We start from the raw sequence: 17,613 nt of genomic DNA, 5'->3' as shown, positions 1-17,613 counted from the left end.
GGCGCCTGCGCCTGTCCTTCCCGTGCCCCGGTGCCCGTAAGGGTCGATGGGATGACGAGGGAAGTCGGATGACGGTGCGAGACGTCGAGCGCGATGCGATGCGCCGCGCTCTCACGCTGGCGCTGAACGGCCCCGCGGGGTTCAACCCGCAGGTGGGAGCGGTCATCCTGGCGCCCGACGGCCGCATCCTGGCCGACGGATGGCATCGCGGAGCAGGCACCCCCCACGCGGAGGTCGATGCGCTGTCCCGCCTCGCCCCCGGCGAGGCGGAGGGCGCCACGGCCGTGGTGACCCTCGAGCCGTGCAATCACACGGGACGCACCGGGCCGTGCAGTCAGGCGCTCCTGGCCGCCGGAATCTCGCGCGTCCTCTACGCGGTCGACGATCCCGGCGTCGTCTCCGCCGGCGGCGCCGACACGCTGCGGGCGGCAGGCGTGGAGGTCGAGGCCGGTGTGCTCGGCGACGAGGGCCGCGCGCTCCTGTCCGCCTGGCTGACCGTGCAGCGTCTCGGCCGCCCGCACGTCACGGTCAAGTGGGCGCAGTCCCTCGACGGCCGCGCCGCGGCATCCGACGGCACCAGCCAGTGGATCACCGGCCCGGCCGCGCGCGAGGACGTCCACCGGCGCCGAGCGATGGCCGACGCGATCGTCGTCGGGACCGGCACCGTGCTCGCTGACGATCCGTCGTTGACGGCGCGTGATGCCGACGGCGCGCTTCTCGCCCACCAGCCGCGCCCCGTGGTGATCGGCGCGCGGCAGACCCCGTCCGGCGCGGCCGTCCGGCGGCATCCTCGGGAACCGCTGTTCTTCTCCTCCCGCGACCTCACCCGGGTCCTGGATGACCTCCGCCGCGAGGGCGTGCAGCGCGTGTTCGTCGAGGGCGGTCCGACTCTCGCCTCGGCGTTCGTACGCGCGGGACTGGTGGACGAGGTGCTCGCCTACATCGCACCCGCCCTGCTCGGCGGTCCGCGTCTGGCGCTCGACGACATCGGCGTCGAGACGATCGGCGATGCCCTCCGCCTCACCCTCTCTTCCGTCGAGCGTCTCGGCGAAGACATCCTGCTTGTCGCGCGCCCGGCGACGGCCCCCTCCCCCGCGAATGTGAAGGACAGCTGATGTTCACCGGAATCATCGAAGAGATCGGCGCCGTCACCGCCGTCGCCCCGTCCGGCGACGGGCTGCGACTGACGGTGCGCGCCCCCAAAGCCGTATCGGACGCCGGCCACGGCGACTCGATCGCCGTCAGCGGCGTGTGCCTGACCGTCGTCGACCGCGGAGAGGACTGGTTCACCGCCGATGTGATGCGTCAGACCCTCGACATGTCGACCCTCGCCGGCGTCGCCGCCGGGCGCGCCGTGAACCTCGAGCGCGCGACCGCCGCTCACGGACGCCTCGGCGGCCACATCGTGCAGGGTCACATCGACGGCACCGGCACCGTCGTCGAGGTGCGCCCGGGCGCCGAATGGCGGGTCGTCCGCATCGCCCTCCCCGCACACCTCGCCCCCCTCATCGTCGACAAGGGCTCGATCGCGGTGGACGGGGTCTCGCTCACCGTCAGCGCCGTGAGCGCACCCGAGGCGGCCGAGCCGTGGTTCGAGGTGTCGCTCATCCCCGAGACGCTCGAAGCCACCACCCTCGGCACCCGTGAGGCCGGCGACGCCGTCAACCTCGAGACCGACATCCTGGCGCGGCACGTGCAGCGCCTGCTCGCATTCCCTCCGACGGCGCCCGCCGTCCCGAAAGAAGGAGGCTCCCGATGAGCCTTTCCCCCCTCTCCGACGCCCTCGACGCCCTGCGCGCGGGCAAGCCCGTCATCGTCGTCGACGATGAGAACCGCGAGAACGAGGGTGACATCATCCTGTCCGCGCAGCTGGCGACTCCCGAATGGGTCGCCTGGACGGTGCGCTGGTCGAGCGGCTTCGTCTGCGCGCCGATGCCCGCCGACTGGGCCGACCGGCTCGACCTGCCGCCGATGGTCGAGGTGAACGAGGACGCCCGCGGCACCGCGTACACCGTGAGCGTCGACGCGGCCGACCGGGTGTCCACCGGCATCAGCGCGAGCGACCGGGCGCACACCCTGAACGTGCTCGCCGACGTCGAGTCGACGCCGAGCTCGGTCATCCGCCCCGGGCACATCCTGCCGCTGCGCGCGGTCGACGGGGGCGTGCGCGAGCGCGCCGGGCACACCGAGGCCGCCGTGGAGCTGATGAAGCTCGCCGGCCTCCCGCCGGTCGGCGCGATCGCCGAGGTCGTCGCCGAGGACGGATCCATGATGCGGATGCCGGGGCTCATCGATCTCGCCGCCCGCGACGGTATTCCGCTCATCACCATCGAGCAGCTCATCGCCCATCTCGACGAGGTCGACCCCGTCGACGTGTCCGCACACGCCGCCCAGCGGCGCCGGGTGAGCCTGCGCGCCGAGGCGAAGGTGCCGACCTCGCACGGCGAGTTCCGCTTCCGCGCCTACAAGGACCGGGTCACCGGCACCGACCACCTCGCGGTCATCTCCGGCGAGCTCACCGATGCCGCTCCGCTCGTGCGGGTGCACTCGGAGTGCCTCACCGGCGAGGCCTTCGGGTCGCTGAAGTGCGAGTGCGGTCCGCAGCTGGATGCGGCGCTGGACGCCATCGAACGCGACGGAGGCGTGGTCATCTACATGCGCGGCCACGAGGGTCGCGGAATCGGGCTCATCAACAAGCTCCGCGCGTACAGCCTGCAGGAGCGCGGCCTCGACACCGTCGACGCGAACCTCGCCCTCGGCCTGCCGGCCGATGCCCGCGACTACGCCGCCGCCGCGGGCATCCTCGCCGACCTCGGCATCGAGAAGGTACGGCTGCTGACCAACAACACCGACAAGGTCGCGCAGCTGCGCGGGTTCGGCCTGGACATCGTCGAGCAGGTGCCGCTCCTCGTCGGCGTCGGCCCCAACAACCACCAGTACCTGGCGACGAAGCGCGACCGCATGGGACACATCATCGACGAGGGCGATCTGGCCGATGCCATCGCCCACATGAAGGAGGGGGTCGCGTGAGCGGCAAGGGAGCACCGATCGCGGTCGACGAGATCGACGGGACCGGCCTGCAGATCGTGGTCGTCGCCGGCACCTGGCACGCAGCCATCAGCGACGGCTTGATCGCCGGCGCCGAGCGCGTGCTCGACGCCTCCGGCGCCGATTACCGCCTGGTGCGCGTGCCGGGCTCGTTCGAGCTGCCGGTCGCCGCGAAAGCGGCGCTCGAGGCCGGTGCAGACGCCGTGGTCGCCCTCGGGGTGATCATCCGCGGTGGCACCCCGCACTTCGAGTACGTCTCGGCCGCCGCGACCGACGGACTCACGCGGGTGGCGCTGGACACGGGCAAGCCCGTCGGATTCGGCGTGCTCACCCTCGACGACGAGCAGCAGGGCCTCGACCGTGCCGGCCTGGAGGGATCGAAGGAGGACAAGGGAGCCGAGGCAGCCGACGCTGCCCTGCGCACCGCGCTCGTCCTCCGCGCCCTGCGCGGCTGATCCCCTTCCCTCTCCGTCTCGGCGCGAGAGGAGACGGAGGGAGAGGGAGGGGCTGAGGCGCGCCTTCCTGGCGGGGCGCGGGTGCGCACCCTACCCTCTGAGCTATGGAATTCCTGCGCCACCTCGTCGTGCTCATCCACCTCGTCGGATTCGCCGTGATCTTCGGCGCCTGGGTCGTCGAGGCCGTCTCACGCCGCCGCCAGGCGACCTCCCTGATGAACTGGGGGCTGCTCATCGCCGGTGTGGCAGGCCTGATCCTGGCGGCTCCCTGGCCGGCGGGCATCGAGCTGAACTACGCCAAGATCGGCGTGAAGCTCGTCATCCTCCTCGCCATCGGCGCCGTGCTCGGCATCGCGCGTGCGCGCCAGCGCAAGACGGATGCCACGCCGCCGGCCCTCTTCTGGTCGATCGGCGTGCTCACCTTCGCCAACGCCGCCATCGCCGTGCTGTGGTGAGGCGATGACACAGGCGACCGACTCCGCCGCCGCATCGTCGCCCGCCGCTCCCGCCAATCCGCGCTCCCGCGTCATCACGGCGAGCCTGGTCGGCACGACGATCGAGTTCTACGACTTCTACGTCTACGCCACCGCCTCGGTGCTGGTCTTCCCGCTGCTGTTCTTCCCCACCGGCAACGACACCACGTCGCTCCTGGCCTCGTTCGGCGTCTTCGGTGCGGCGATGGTCGCCCGCCCGCTCGGCGCGGTCATCTTCGGGCACTTCGGCGACCGCTTCGGTCGCAAGGCCACGCTCGTGGCATCCCTGCTCACGATGGGCATCGCGACGTTCCTCATCGGGTGCCTGCCCACCTTCAACGACATCGGCCTGTGGGCGGCGCTGCTGCTGCTGATCCTCCGTCTCGCGCAGGGCTTCGCCCTCGGCGGCGAGTGGTCGGGCGCGGCGCTGGTGGCGACCGAGAACGCGCCTGCGGGCAAACGCGCCTGGTACGGCACGTTCCCGCAGCTGGGAGCACCGCTCGGCTTCATCATCGCCAACTCGGTATTCCTGACGATCTACTTCCTCCTCCCTCACCCCGAGGACCCCGCGCTGCGCTCGGACGCCTTCCTGGCGTGGGGATGGCGCGTGCCGTTCCTGTTCTCGGCGGTGATGGTGATCATCGGCCTGTGGGTGCGCCTGCGGCTGGTGGAATCGAGCACCTTCGTCAAGGCCGAGCAGAAGGGCGTCATCCGCCGCTTCCCCGTCGGCACGGTCCTGCGCCGGCACTGGCGCCAGGCGATCCTCGGCACGTTCATCATGCTGGCGACGTACGTGCTGTTCTACCTCATGACGCAGTTCACCCTGTCGTACGGCACGAAGCCCGCCGACCTCGAGGCCGCGAGCGCCGCCGCCCGGGCCGCGGCGGAGTCGTCGGGCCGAGTCTTCGACGAGGCCGCGTTCGCCGCGCAGTTCTACCCGGGGCTCGGTTTCGGCTACACCGACTTCGTGATCATGCAGATCATCGGCGTGGTCTTCTTCGGCATCTTCACGCTGCTGTCAGGTCCGATCGCCGACGCGATCGGACGGCGGACGCTGCTCATGTGGGTCACCGGGCTCATCATCGTGTTCGGACTGTCGTTCTCGATCTTCCTGCTGCCCTCGGCGGACCCGAAGTTCACCGGGGCGCTGACCCAGGCCTTCCTGATCTTCGGGTTCATGCTCATGGGGTGGAGTTTCGGGCCGATGGGGGCCGTCCTTCCCGAGCTGTTCCCGACGAACGTGCGCTACTCGGGGTCGGCGATCGCCTACAACGTCTCGTCGATCCTCGGCGCCGCCGTCGCTCCGATCATCGCGGTGGCGCTGTGGCAGCTCGGCGACGGAAACCCGTGGCTCGTCGGCGTCTACCTGTCGGCGATGGGTGTGCTGACCTTCATCGCCCTCGCGCTCGCGCCCGAGACGAAGAACGTCGACTACGACGAGGACCTGGGAGTCGGCGCGACCGGGTCGCTCTGACACGGGGCGTCAGTCGAGGAAGAGCGCGCGCAGCCGCTTCGTGGTGAAGATGAGCCCGACGGTGATCATCACCGCGAAGTAGAGCACATGCCAGAGCATGCCCGCGTTCAGGTCGCCGAGGGTGAGGCCGCGGATGAGCTCCACACCGTGCCAGAGCGGGAGCGCCTGGATGATGGCGATGATCCACGGCTGTCCGTCGTACACGCTCAGCGGGTAGAACGTCGCGGAGAAGAGGAACATCGGCAGCATGACGAAGTTGATCCAGTCCATGTGCTGGAACGCCTTCATGTAGCTCGTGATCGCCATCCCGAGGCTGGCGAAGCCGAAGGCGATGAGGAGCACCGCCGGAAGGGCCAGGATCGCCGTCCAGGACAGGTTCAAGCCGACGACCTGCATGATCACCATGAATCCGGTGGCGTAGACGAGTCCCCGAAGCAGCGCATACAGGATCTCGCCGAGCGCCACATCGAGCGGACCGAGCGAGGTCGACAGCATCCCCTCGTAGAGCTTGCCGTAGTTGAGCTTGAAGAAGACGTTCCAGGTGGAGTCGTAGACCGCGCCGTTCATGGCCGAGACCGCCAGGAGCGCGGGGGCGATGAATGCGGCGTAGGAGACCTCGAGGCCGGAGGCGGTCGTGACATCTCCGATGAGCGCGCCCAGGCCGACGCCCATCGACAGCAGATAGAAGACCGGCTCGAAGAAGCCCGACAGCACGACGATCCAATTCGACGAGCGGGCCGCGATGAGTCCGCGCTGCACGACCGCCTGCGGATTGCCGGCCCAGAGGGCGCGGACTCCGCCGGCGCGGGTCTGGGGGGCGACGACGGTGGCGGTCATTTCGCGAGCCTCCGCACGAAGATCCGGCGCGCGAGGAACGCGGCGCCGACGGTGAGCGCGAGGAGATAGAGGACGTGGACGCTGATCATGAGCAGGCTCTCGGGTCGGCCGTACGTGACCAGGCGCCCGAGCTCGGTGGCGTGCCAGAGCGGGGAGATCCAGCCGATCACCTGCAGAGCCCCGAGTTCCGACAGCGGGTAGAAGGTGCCCGAGAAGAGGAACATCGGCATGAAGATGAACCGCTGCACGAGGGCGAACTGCCCTTTGTCCTCTTCGACGCGTCCGGCGTAGGCCATGATCGGGACGCCGAACGCCAGCCCCGCGAGAATCGAGATGAAGATCGAGATCCACCCGGTCTCGGGGTTCGGAATCGCTTGGAAGAGGACGAGGAACAGATAGTAGGCCGCGGCGACCACGATCATGCGAGCCGTGGCGCCGAGGATGACGCCGTGCGCGATCTGCGGCGACGACAGCGCCGAGGCGTTGAACCCGTAGAAGTAGCGTCGCCACTTGAAGCCGGCCATCACCGGATAGGTGAACTCCTCGCTCGCCACGGCGATCGTGGCGGTCATGAGCAGAGCGGGGGCGACGAAGACGACGTACGGGACCGACACACCACCGTCGACGACATCCTGGTCTATCAGCGCTGCGAGCCCGAGACCGAGGCCCAGCAGGTACACGACCGGCTGCCCGAGCGCGCCGACGACGATCGTCCAGCCGTAGGCGCGCATCGCGCGCACCATGTGCTCGGTGACGTACCACGACCCGTACGCGCGCGGTTTGCGCCCCCACGCCATCGCCTCGTCGCGCAGCTCATCCAGGCTCGGCTGCTCGATCTTCGCGGTCGCCGGACCGCTCATCGGATCCGCGCTCATTCGATCAGCGACCTTCCGGTCAGGCGGAGGAAGACGTCTTCGAGGCTGGAGCGGCGCACCAGCGAGGTGATCGGCTCGAACCCGAGCTGGGTGACGCGTTCGAGCGCACGTTCACCGTTGTCGGTGTAGATGAGGATGCGGTCGGGCAGGACCTCGACGCTGTCGCCGAGACCCTGCAGCTGCGGGGCGACCTGCTCGTTGCGATCGGACCCGAAGCGCACCTCGAGGACTTCGCGGCTGGAGTGCTCGCGGATGAGCGAGGCCGGCGTCCCCTCGGCCATGATGCGCCCCTTGTCGACCACGATGAGCCGGTCGCACAGCTGCTCGGCCTCGTCCATGTAGTGCGTGGTGAGGACGAGCGTCGTACCGCGCTCCTTGAGACGGAACAGCCGGTCCCACAGCACGTGACGGGCCTGCGGGTCCAGGCCCGTGGTCGGCTCGTCCAGGAGGAGGATCCGGGGGTCGTTGATGAGCCCGCGCGCGATCGTGAGGCGCCGCTTCATGCCGCCCGAGAGCTGCTCGACCTTGCTCTTGGCCTTGTCTTCGAGCTGGGCGAAGGCCAGCAGCTCATCGGCCTTCTCGTGGCAGACCTTGCCCGGCAGGCCGAAGTAGCGACCGTAGATGTAGAGGTTCTCGCGGGCGTTCAGCTCACCGTCGAGGTTGTCCTGCTGGGGGACGACACCGAGGCGGGAGCGGATCTCGGGGCCGAAGCGATCGGGGTCGAGCCCCAGGATGCTCAGCTCGCCGCGGGTGCGGGTCGAGACCGCGCCGACCATCTTCATCGTCGTCGACTTGCCGGCCCCGTTCGGGCCGAGCAGCCCGAACGATTCCCCCGGGGCGACCTCGAACGACAGCCCGTCGACGGCGACGAAATCGGGCTTCCCCTTCGACGCATACGTCTTCACGAGGTTCTCGGCGCGGATCACGGGCTCAGGCACCGCACCACCCTACCCGCGCCCCCCGACACGGCGGTCGCCGGCGACCGGCCGCTCCGCGGCATCCGTCCCTCCCTCTCATCTCCTCCCTGCACCCTCCATCACCCATCACCGTTCATCCGTCGCAGATGTACGCCGCGGACGCTCCCCGGCGTACATCTATGACGAACGAAGGGGAGAAGGGCGGTCGGAGGGAGGAGGGCTGGCGGAGGGGCGGGAGCAGAGCGTAGGGGGGAGGGGGCGAGGGGGCAGGGGGCGAGGGGGCAGGGGCGAGGGGGAACACGGCGTCGCGACCGCCGGAGGGCTGGAAGTGAGCGAACCGGCAGCTCACACGAAGTACGGTCGTAGCTGAGCCTGAGCCCCCGGAGCATCCCCATGTCTGACACCACCCGCCCGTCCCGTCGCCGCGGCCGTCGTGGCGCCGACCAGGACGGCCCCCGCGCCAGCCTGAAGCAGCTGATCCCGTTCCTCCTCGAGCACAAGGGCGTTCTCGTGGTGGTGGCGGTCCTCAGCATCATCGGCGCCGTCGCCACGCTCGGCCAGCCCGTGCTCGTCGGCCAGGTGATCGAGCGGGTGCAGGCGGGCGAGACCCTCGGCCTGCTGGTGTGGGGCATCGTCGCCCTCGTCGTCGCCGCGTCGCTGATCGGCGGATACCAGCATTACCTGCTGCAGCGCACCGGAACCGCGGTGGTGTACTCCAGCCGCCGGAAGCTCATCTCGCGCATCCTCCACCTGCCGATCAGCGAGTTCGACTCCCGCCGCACCGGCGATCTGGTCTCGCGCGTCGGCACCGACACCACCCTCCTCTACGCCGTCCTCACCCAGGGCCTCGCCGACGCCGTGGGCAACTCGCTCATCTTCGTCGGCGCCATCATCGGCATGGCCATCATCGATCCGGTGCTGCTCGGGGCGATCGTGCTGGTCCTGGGTGTGTCGGTGGTGGGCGTGGTCCTTCTCAGCGGCAGGATCCGCAGGGCCACCCAGGTGCAGCAGGAGAAGGTGGGCGAGCTCGCGTCGGGTGTGGAGCGCGCCATCGGGTCGATCCGCACCGTCCGCGCCGCCGGCGCGACCGAGCGCGAGACCGCGGCGATCAGCGCGATGGCCACCGACGTCTACCACGTCGGGGTCCGCATCGCGAAGGTGTCGGCGCTCGTCGTCCCTGTCGCCGGCATCGCCCTGCAGGTCTCGCTGCTGGTCGTCCTCGGGTTCGGGGGCTTCCGCGTCGCATCCGGAGCGATCGAGATCGCGAGCCTGGTGACCTTCGTCATTTTCCTCTTCCTCCTCATCGGGCCGCTCGGCACGTTCTTCGGCGCGATCACGTCGGTGAACCAGGCGCTCGGTGCCCTCGGTCGCATCCAGGAGGTGCTCGATCTCCCGACCGAGGACGCCGAGGACGCCCGCACGGCCGCGGGCGTGGCCGCCACCCCGGCGGTCGATGGGGCCGAACCGGCCGCCATCGAGTTCGTCGACGTGCGGTTCTCGTACCCCGAGAACGTCATCGCCGCGCGGCGCACGGCCGAGAAGGAGGCCAAGGCGCTGCTCGAATCGGCCCACGTCGACACCACGACGATCGACGTGGTGCGCCACGACGATGAGTCGGATGCGGGGGCATCACCGCCTTCGCAGGAGGCGACGCCCGACGGCGAGGTGCTGCGCGGCGTCTCGTTCCGGGTCCCGCGCGGGGCGCGCGTGGCCCTCGTGGGCCCGTCGGGCGCCGGCAAGAGCACGACCCTCGCGCTCATCGAGCGGTTCTACGATCCCACCGGCGGCGCGATCCTCCTCGACGGCGCGGATGTCCGCACGATCGACCGGGCGGCACTGCGCTCACAGCTCGGCTACGTCGAGCAGGATGCCCCGACCCTCGCCGGCACGATCGCCGAGAACCTGCGGCTGGCTGCGCCGGAGGCCTCGGACGCAGAATGCGAGCGGGTCCTCCGCGCGGTCAACCTCGGTGACGTGCTCGAGCGCAGCCCCCTGGGCCTGGAGGCCCCGGTCGGCGAGAACGGCGTGATGCTCTCGGGAGGCGAGCGTCAGAGGCTGGCGATCGCCCGCGCCCTGCTGGCCGCACCGCCGATCCTGCTGCTGGACGAATCGACCTCCTCGCTCGACGGCCTGAACGAGCAGCGGATGCGCGACGCGATCGACGCCGTGGCGGCCGGACGCACGCTGATCGTCATCGCCCACCGGCTGTCGACCGTCGTCGACAGCGACCTCATCGTCGTGCTCGACCACGGCCGCGTGGTCGGCCAGGGCACACACGGGGAGCTGGTGGAGACGACGCCGCTGTACCGCGACCTCGCCCGCCACCAGCTCCTGGTGTGACGCGGCGTCAGGCCCGCTGGAGCCGGTAGCGCAGCGCCGCGAGCTCGGCGTACAGCGCCGCGGGAATACGTCCCTCGAAAGTGCGGAAGAACTCGTCGGTGAGGTCGGCCTCCTGGAGCCACGACTGCGGGTCGATGGCGAAGAGACGCTCGAGGTCGTCGGCCGAGACGTCGATGCCGTCGACGTCGAGGTCTTCGGTGCGCGGCAGACGCCCGACCGGGCTGTCGACGGCGGGGACCTCGCCTTCGATACGGCGGATGATCCAGTCGATGACGCGGGCGTTGTCGCCGAAGCCGGGCCACAGGAAGCGTCCGTCGGGGCCCTTCCGGAACCAGTTGACCTGGAAGATGCGGGGAGCCCGGTCGAAGCGGAGCTTCTGACCGACCTTCAGCCAGTGCCCGAAATAGTCGGCCATGTTGTACCCGCAGAACGGCAGCATCGCGAACGGGTCGCGGCGGAGCTCGCCGACGGTGCCCTCGGCGGCGGCGGTGCGCTCCGACGAGATCGTCGCGCCCATGAACACGCCATGGGTCCAGTCGGTGGCCTCGACGACGAGCGGGACGTTCGTCGCCCGTCGGCCGCCGAAGAGGATCGCATCCAGCGGCACTCCCTGCGGGGCGTCCCAGTCCTCGGCGATCTGGGGGCACTGGGCCGCACCGACGGTGAAGCGCGAGTTCGGGTGGGCGGCGGGTCGGCCGCTCTCGGGCGTCCACGGGTTGCCCTCCCAGTCGGTGAGCTCGGCGGGCGGGGTGTCGGTCAGACCCTCCCACCAGACGTCGCCGTCGGGGCGGAGCGCGACATTGGTGAAGATGGTGTTGCCCCACAGGGTCTCGACCGCGGTCACATTGGTCGATTCGCCGGTGCCGGGCGCCACCCCGAAGAATCCCGCCTCGGGGTTGATCGCCCAGAGGCGTCCGTCCTCGCCCGGACGGAGCCAGGCGATGTCGTCGCCGAGGGTCTCCACGCGCCATCCGGGGATGGTGGGACGCAGCATGGCCAGGTTCGTCTTGCCGCAGGCCGAGGGGAACGCCGCGGCGACGTGGTAGGCCCGACCGGCCGGGTCGATGACGCGGATGAGCAGCATGTGCTCGGCGAGCCAGCCCTCGTCCCGGCCGATCACCGAGGCGATCCGCAGCGCGAAGCACTTCTTCGCCAGGATCGCGTTGCCGCCGTACCCCGAGCCGAACGACCAGACCTCGAGGGTGTCGGGGAAGTGCACGATGTACTTCTCGTCGTTGCACGGCCACGCCACGTCGGGCTCGCCGGGGCGCAGAGGAGCACCGACCGAGTGCACGGTCTTCACCCAGGGCTTCCCGGCGGCGATCTCCCGGAGCACCTGCGTGCCCACGCGGGTCATGATCCCGATGGATGCCACGGCGTAAGCGCTGTCGGTCACCTGCACGCCGATGTGCGACAGCGGACCGCCGACCGGCCCCATCGAGAAGGGTACGACGTACATCGTGCGACCGCGCATCGATCCTTCGAACAGGGGCGTGATCGTCGCACGGATCTCGGCGGGAGGGGCCCAGTTGTTGGTGGGCCCGGCGTCTTCTTCGACCTCGGAGGCGATGAAGGTGCGCGCCTCGGTGCGGGCGACGTCGCTCGGGTGCGAGCGGGCGAGGTAGGAACCCGGACGCCACTCGGGGTTGAGCTTGATCAGCTTCCCCTCGTCGACCATCTGACGCAGCAGCGCATCGTTCTCGCCGCGCGAGCCGTCGACCCAGTGGATGCGGTCGGGCTGGGTCAGCGTGGCGATCTCTTCCACCCACGCCTCCAGCTCCGCCATCCCGTCGCCGATGATCGTCGGGCGGGCGCCGTATGCACGGGAGTCACCGGCGTCGATCGGCGCAGACGCGGTGCGCGAGAAGATGTCGGCGATAGCCATGGAAGCTCCCTCAGCTCGGCATGAAACCTGGTGTTCCCCTACTATCCCGGCTTGTGACACCGTGTTTAAGGCCGACTCCCGCGCAAAAAACATGATTCTTTCGCTATCCTCAAATCATGGCGCTTCCCACCGCGGCCTCGACGACACCGCTGCACCTCACGACGCTGGGTCACCGGATCCGACACCACCGGCTCTCCCGCGGTTTCACGCTCGACGAGCTCGGAGAGCAGGTCGGCGTCGCCGGCAGCCAGCTCAGCCTCATCGAAAACGGCAAGCGGGAGCCGAAGCTGTCGCTGCTGCAGGCGATCGCCGGGGCCACCGGGGTCGAGGTCACCGACCTCCTCTCCACCGAGCCGCCCAATCGCCGCGCGGCGCTGGAGATCGAGCTCGCGCGGGCGCAGACGAGTCCCGTCTTCCGCCAGCTGGGGGTCGCCCCCATCAAGGTCACGAAGTCGATGACCGATGAGACGCTCGAATCGATCCTGGCCCTGCATCGCGAGCTGCAACGTCGCGAGCGCGAGGCGATCGCGACGCCGGAGGAAGCCCGCCGCGCCAACACCGAGCTGCGGGTGCGGATGCGCGACGCCCACAACTACCTCCCCGACATCGAACGCCTCGCCGAGAAGCAGCTGAAGGCGGCCGGCCACGTCTCCGGCGCCCTCACCCACCGCACCGTGAGCATCATGGCCGAGCAGCTCGGCTTCGAGCTGATCTACGTCAACGATCTGCCGCACTCGGCGCGCTCGGTCACCGACCTCGAGCACGGCCGCATCTACCTGCCTCCCGCTTCGATCCCCGGCGGGCACGGCCTGCGCTCCATGGCCCTGCAGGCGATGGCGCACCGCCTGCTGGGGCACGAGCGGCCCACCGACTACGCCGACTTCCTCCAGCAGCGTCTGGAGATCAACTACTACGCCGCGTGCTGCCTCATGCCCGAAACCGCCGCGGTGTCCTTCCTCCAGCAGGCGAAGAAGGACCGGAACCTCGCCGTCGAAGACTTCCGCGACGCGTTCGGGGTGACCCACGAAGCCGCGGCGATGCGCCTGACGAATCTCCTCACCCACCATCTCGGCATCCCACTGCACTTCCTGCGGGTCGACGGCAACGGCGGGATCTCCCGCGTGTACGAGAACGACGACCTTCCAGTGCCGATGGATGTCACGGGGTCGGTCGAAGGGCAGATCGTGTGCCGGCAGTGGTCGGCGCGCTCGGCGTTCGAAGAGCAGAACCGCACCACGGAGCATTACCAGTACACCGATACCCCGGCGGGCACCTTCTGGTGTTCGACACAGACGGGCGTGACCAGAGACGGGGAGTTCTCCATCACGGTCGGCGTGCCCTTCGACGACGCCAAATGGTTCCGCGGTCGCGAGACGGCCACGCGGGCGACATCCACCTGCCCCGACGAATCGTGCTGCCGTCGTCCGCCCGCTGACGTCGCCTCGCGCTGGAGCGGCAAGGCCTGGCCGAGCGCGCGGGTGCACCAGCACATGTTCTCCCCTCTCCCCCGCGGCGCGTTCCCGGGAGTCGACGACACCGAGGTGTACGCCTTCCTCGAGCGGCACTCCCCGGCGGAGTAGTCCGCCTTCGGCTCACCCCGCGCGGAACGCGCTGAATCGAGCGACCGCCGCGCGCGCGTCCGCGACGGAGAGGCTGTCGTCGTCGAACAGGTCGATGCCGGCGGCCCCTCTGGCCGGCGTCCAGGTGCCCGCCACCCGACCGTCGGCGATCAGCACGGCGCGGACCATCCCGTTCTTCGACGGTCCGACCCGGTCGAGATGCTCCGGCGCGCACGCGGCCGAGCGGTCGTCGTACGATAGGTAGTACTCGTCGAAGGGCGGGAGCGCCAGCGCGTCGCGATGCGCCGTCGCACGGGGCGCAGCGGCGGAGTCGATGTAGAGCGGCTCGACGCCCTCGCGCCAGACGGTGATGCGATCGCCGGCATCGGCGAGCGCCGAGCGGACGGCCGTGAGCGGCAGCCCCGACCACCACGCCGCATCGCGCGCGGAAGCCGGCCCGTGGCCGCGGATGTAGCCGACGATCAGCTCGACGAGAGGATCGGCCGGTGCCGCGGCATCCGTCCTCAGGTCATCGACGAGGATGACGGTCTGCTCGCGCACCGCACGGCTCGGCCGCTGTTGCACCGGCCCCAGGCACAGCACACCCGCCACGGCGAGCGCGGAGAGAAGGTGATAGCCGCGCTGCCCCGTGGTCGGGATGCCGGCGGCATCCCACGCGGCGAAGAGGTCGGCGCGGGTCATCCGCTCGCCGGCCGCGAGCGATCGGCGCGCGGCCCGCTCGGCGTGCACCAGCACGGCGCCGTCGACCCCCTCGCGCCGGAGCACAGGGGCGGCACGGCGCTCCTGCCGCGCCCGGGTCGCCTCCAGGATCCAGGGGAGGTCCGCTGCGGGGACGATGTGCAGCGTCCCCCGCATCGTCCACGAGCGCACCAGCCGGCCGCCGTCGAAGAGCGCATCGACGTCGGAGAGCGACGGAGCACCACGCGTGCGGGCGGCGAGCGCCCATCGTCCGCCGACGAAGTCCTGCGCCTGCACCGCGAGCATGTGGTCGGCCGCGCCCTCGAGCGTCGGGGCGGGCGCGCTGAGCCGATGCGAGCGCAGTCGTCGAGTGAGGACGCTCCCCGATCCGGCATGCGGTCGTCTCATGGGGACATCCTCTCCCCGATCGCCGACGCCCGCCGCGCGTCGGGGGTGCGCCCAGTCCGCCGAGATCACGATGCGGGGGTGAGTTCCTCCGGCTCGACCACGATGTCGACGAGCGCGCCGCTCCGCCACAGCGTCAGCTCCATGCGACGACCGATGGCCGCCTCGACCATCGCGCGCTGCAGTTGGGTGGAGCTTCGCACGGCACTGCCGTCGAGGGAGAGGACGATGTCGCCGCGGCGCGCGCCGGCGCGGGCCGCGGGGCTCCCCGCCACGACGTCGGCGACCTGCATCCCCGATGTCGCTCCGGCCCGCGCCGCCACGTCGGCGGGGAGGGTCACCTGGGCGCCCGCGATCCCCAGCCAGGCGCGACGGAATCGGCCTGAGCGCGCCAGCGCGTCGATGATCTCGCGCGTCGTGGCGTTGATCGGCACCGCAAGGCCCAACCCGACGCCCGCGACGGCGGTGTTGACACCCACGATGCGCCCCGCGCTGTCGGCGAGGACGCCCCCGCTGGAGCCGGGGTTCAATGCTGCATCGGTCTGGATCACCTCGTCGATGACGCGCCCGGACCGGGTCGGCAGCGACCGGCCGAGGGCCGAGACGATACCCGCCGACACGCTGCCGGCGAGTCCGCGCGGATTGCCGAGCGCGACCACCAGCTGACCGACCCGCAGCCCGGCGGCGTCGCCGAGGGGAAGCGCCGGCGGGGTCTCACCCCGGGCCCGGAGCACGGCGAGATCCGACAGCGGGTCGCTGCCGAGGATGTCCGCGGCGACCGCGGTGCCATCGGCGAAGGTCGCCGACACCGACGCGGCCCCGTCGACCACGTGCGCGCTGGTCAGGAGCAGTCCCTCGTCGGAGATCACCGAGGCGCTGCCCGCGCCGGCGCCGCGGCGCGAGCGGACCTCCACCGCCGCGACCGACGGGAGGGTCGCCTCGGCGACCCGGATGACGGCGCTGGAGTACGCGTCGAGGGCGGCATCGTCTGACATGCGATCAGTGTGCGCCGCCACGGATGACCCGGCGCGGTCGTTCGCCCAGGGCTGACCGCGCCTCCTCGCTCAGGCGAACGGGTTCGGGGTGAGGGTGTACTTCGTCTGCAGGTACTCGTGGATGCCCTCCGCGCCGCCCTCGCGGCCGAGGCCGGAGAACTTCCACCCGCCGAACGGGGCCGCGGCGTTGGAGACGACCCCCATGTTCAGGCCCATCATGCCGGTCTCGAGCCGCTCGATCATGCGCTGCCCGCGGGCGAGGTTCTCGGTGTAGACGTACGAGACCAGGCCGTACTCGGTGTCGTTGGCGATGCGGACGGCATCGTCCTCGTCGTCGAACGGGATGATGGCGAGCACCGGACCGAAGATCTCCTCGCGGAGGATGTCGCTTCCCGGCCGCACATCAGAGACCACCGTCGGCTCGTAGAACGTGCCGGGACCGTCGACGGCCTTGCCGCCGGTGCGCAGCTCTGCACCGCGGCTCACGGCGTCGTCGACGAGGGCTGTGGCCTTGGCCACCGCGCGGTCATCGATGAGCGGGCCGATGGTGACGCCCTCTTCCGTGCCGCGACCGATGCGGAAGCCCTGCACGCGCGCGGTGACGCGACGGGCGAACTCGTCGGCGACGGAGCGGTGGACGATGAACCGGTTCGCCGCGGTGCACGCCTGGCCGATGTTGCGGAACTTCGCCGCCATCGCGCCGTCGACCGCCTTGTCGAGGTCGGCATCGTCGAAGACGACGAAGGGCGCATTGCCGCCGAGCTCCATCGAGGTGCGGAGCACGCCCTCCGCGGCCTGTTCGAGCAGCCGCTGCCCCACCGGCGTCGACCCGGTGAAGGAGAGCTTGCGCAGGCGCGGGTCTCGGATGATCGGCTCGGAGACCTTCCCCGAGCTCGACGTGGTGAGGACGTTCACGACACCCGCCGGAAGCCCCGCCTCCTCGAGCAGCTTGACGAAGAACAGTGTCGTCAGCGGCGTGAGCTCGGCGGGCTTGATGACCACGGTGCAGCCGGCGGCGAGCGCCGGGGCGATCTTGCGGGTGGCCATCGCGAGGGGGAAGTTCCACGGGGTGATGAGGTAGCAGGGGCCTACCGGGTGCTGCGAGACGATCATGCGCCCGGTACCCTCGGGGTTCGCGCCGTAGCGACCCTGCACGTGCGCGGCCTCCTCGCTGAACCAGCGGATGAACTCCCCGCCGTAGACGACCTCTCCGCGCGCCTCGGCGAGGGGCTTGCCCATCTCGATCGTCATCAGAAGCGCCAGGTCCTCCTTGCGCTCCTGCACGAGGTCGAAGGTGCGACGCAGCAGCTCGGCGCGCTCGCGCGCCGGGGTGCGCGACCACTCCGGGAACGCCGCGACAGCGGCATCCAGTGCGGCCTTGCCGTCGTCGACCGAGGCGTCGGCGATGGTCTTGACCGCTTCGCCGGTGGCGGGATCGAAGACGCGCAGCGTCCGACCCTCCGAGGCTTCCCGCCAGGTCCCTCCGATGAACAGCCCCTCGGGGACCTCGGCGAGCAGGGCGGCTTCACGGTCGGCGGTCATGGGACTCCTCGGGATCGGGGGCGGTCGTGGTCATTGTGCCCGCCCGTCGGCGCGCACTCCGATATACACGGCGTACAGTCGGCGCAGCCGCGGTGTGCGTGGGGGTGGG

15 protein-coding genes are annotated in these 17,613 nt (G+C 70.5%); 8 read left to right on the top strand and 7 right to left on the bottom strand.

The window, feature by feature from the left end:
* Positions 1 to 68: 68 nt before the first annotated feature.
* From ribD to FBY40_RS07005, 6 genes are all read left to right on the top strand, one after another.
* A complete protein-coding gene (gene ribD / locus FBY40_RS07030; protein WP_141937539.1) occupies positions 69 to 1,115 on the top strand; it encodes a bifunctional diaminohydroxyphosphoribosylaminopyrimidine deaminase/5-amino-6-(5-phosphoribosylamino)uracil reductase RibD in 1,047 nt (348 codons plus the stop codon).
* The gene (locus FBY40_RS07025; RefSeq protein ID WP_141937537.1) at positions 1,115 to 1,759 is read left to right on the top strand and encodes a riboflavin synthase; all 645 of its coding nucleotides are present in this window, start codon (positions 1,115 to 1,117) and stop codon (positions 1,757 to 1,759) included. Before ribD ends, FBY40_RS07025 begins: the two co-directional genes overlap by 1 nt.
* Positions 1,756 to 3,030, top strand: coding sequence for a GTP cyclohydrolase II (ribA, locus tag FBY40_RS07020; RefSeq protein WP_141937535.1), 1,275 nt, complete (start codon positions 1,756 to 1,758; stop codon positions 3,028 to 3,030). The genes FBY40_RS07025 and ribA overlap by 4 nt, the downstream gene beginning before the upstream one ends.
* On the top strand, positions 3,027 to 3,503 hold the full coding sequence (ribH, locus tag FBY40_RS07015) for a 6,7-dimethyl-8-ribityllumazine synthase (RefSeq protein WP_141937533.1): 477 nt from the start codon (positions 3,027 to 3,029) through the stop codon (positions 3,501 to 3,503). Before ribA ends, ribH begins: the two co-directional genes overlap by 4 nt.
* A 104-nt stretch (positions 3,504 to 3,607) precedes the next feature.
* A complete protein-coding gene (locus FBY40_RS07010; protein WP_141937531.1) occupies positions 3,608 to 3,958 on the top strand; it encodes a Fe-S protein in 351 nt (116 codons plus the stop codon).
* A gap of 4 nt (positions 3,959 to 3,962) precedes the next feature.
* Complete coding sequence (locus FBY40_RS07005; protein ID WP_141937530.1) at positions 3,963 to 5,450, top strand: MFS transporter; 1,488 nt, start codon at positions 3,963 to 3,965, stop codon at positions 5,448 to 5,450.
* A gap of 9 nt (positions 5,451 to 5,459) precedes the next feature.
* Here the strand turns inward: FBY40_RS07005 and FBY40_RS07000 are convergent, their stop codons facing one another.
* The 3 genes from FBY40_RS07000 to FBY40_RS06990 are packed head-to-tail and all read right to left on the bottom strand — an operon-like array spanning position 5,460 to position 8,100.
* Positions 5,460 to 6,287, bottom strand: a complete 828-nt coding sequence (locus tag FBY40_RS07000; protein WP_141937528.1) for an ABC transporter permease — start codon at positions 6,285 to 6,287, stop codon at positions 5,460 to 5,462.
* Positions 6,284 to 7,162: an ABC transporter permease gene (locus tag FBY40_RS06995; protein WP_235014658.1), complete on the bottom strand. Its 879-nt coding sequence runs from the start codon at positions 7,160 to 7,162 to the stop codon at positions 6,284 to 6,286. The genes FBY40_RS07000 and FBY40_RS06995 overlap by 4 nt, the downstream gene beginning before the upstream one ends.
* Positions 7,159 to 8,100, bottom strand: coding sequence for an ABC transporter ATP-binding protein (locus FBY40_RS06990; RefSeq protein ID WP_141937526.1), 942 nt, complete (start codon positions 8,098 to 8,100; stop codon positions 7,159 to 7,161). The genes FBY40_RS06995 and FBY40_RS06990 overlap by 4 nt, the downstream gene beginning before the upstream one ends.
* Before the next feature lie 372 nt (positions 8,101 to 8,472).
* Here FBY40_RS06990 and FBY40_RS06985 point away from each other — a divergent pair, with 372 nt between their 5' ends.
* Positions 8,473 to 10,419: an ABC transporter ATP-binding protein gene (locus FBY40_RS06985; protein WP_141937524.1), complete on the top strand. Its 1,947-nt coding sequence runs from the start codon at positions 8,473 to 8,475 to the stop codon at positions 10,417 to 10,419.
* A gap of 7 nt (positions 10,420 to 10,426) precedes the next feature.
* Here the strand turns inward: FBY40_RS06985 and FBY40_RS06980 are convergent, their stop codons facing one another.
* On the bottom strand, positions 10,427 to 12,304 hold the full coding sequence (locus FBY40_RS06980; protein WP_141937522.1) for a phosphoenolpyruvate carboxykinase (GTP): 1,878 nt from the start codon (positions 12,302 to 12,304) through the stop codon (positions 10,427 to 10,429).
* A 116-nt stretch (positions 12,305 to 12,420) separates the two neighbouring features.
* Between FBY40_RS06980 and FBY40_RS06975 the strand changes: the two genes are divergently transcribed.
* A complete protein-coding gene (locus FBY40_RS06975) occupies positions 12,421 to 13,884 on the top strand; it encodes an XRE family transcriptional regulator (protein ID WP_141937520.1) in 1,464 nt (487 codons plus the stop codon).
* Between the two features lie 12 nt (positions 13,885 to 13,896).
* Here the strand turns inward: FBY40_RS06975 and FBY40_RS06970 are convergent, their stop codons facing one another.
* The 3 genes from FBY40_RS06970 to FBY40_RS06960 all read right to left on the bottom strand — a co-directional run bounded on the left by FBY40_RS06970 (position 13,897) and on the right by FBY40_RS06960 (position 17,504).
* A complete protein-coding gene (locus FBY40_RS06970) occupies positions 13,897 to 14,970 on the bottom strand; it encodes a winged helix DNA-binding domain-containing protein (RefSeq protein ID WP_141937518.1) in 1,074 nt (357 codons plus the stop codon).
* A gap of 65 nt (positions 14,971 to 15,035) precedes the next feature.
* Positions 15,036 to 15,962, bottom strand: a complete 927-nt coding sequence (locus tag FBY40_RS06965) for a S1C family serine protease (protein ID WP_141937516.1) — start codon at positions 15,960 to 15,962, stop codon at positions 15,036 to 15,038.
* A 69-nt stretch (positions 15,963 to 16,031) separates the two neighbouring features.
* Entirely contained in the window at positions 16,032 to 17,504 is a 1,473-nt protein-coding gene (locus tag FBY40_RS06960; RefSeq protein WP_141937514.1) for an NAD-dependent succinate-semialdehyde dehydrogenase, read from the bottom strand.
* Positions 17,505 to 17,613 lie beyond the last annotated feature (109 nt).

This window comes from Microbacterium sp. SLBN-154 (assembly GCF_006715565.1).
Classification (GTDB): domain Bacteria; phylum Actinomycetota; class Actinomycetes; order Actinomycetales; family Microbacteriaceae; genus Microbacterium.
The sequence above is the reverse complement of the archived record's forward strand: the minus strand, read 5'-3'. Positions and strand labels throughout refer to the sequence as shown.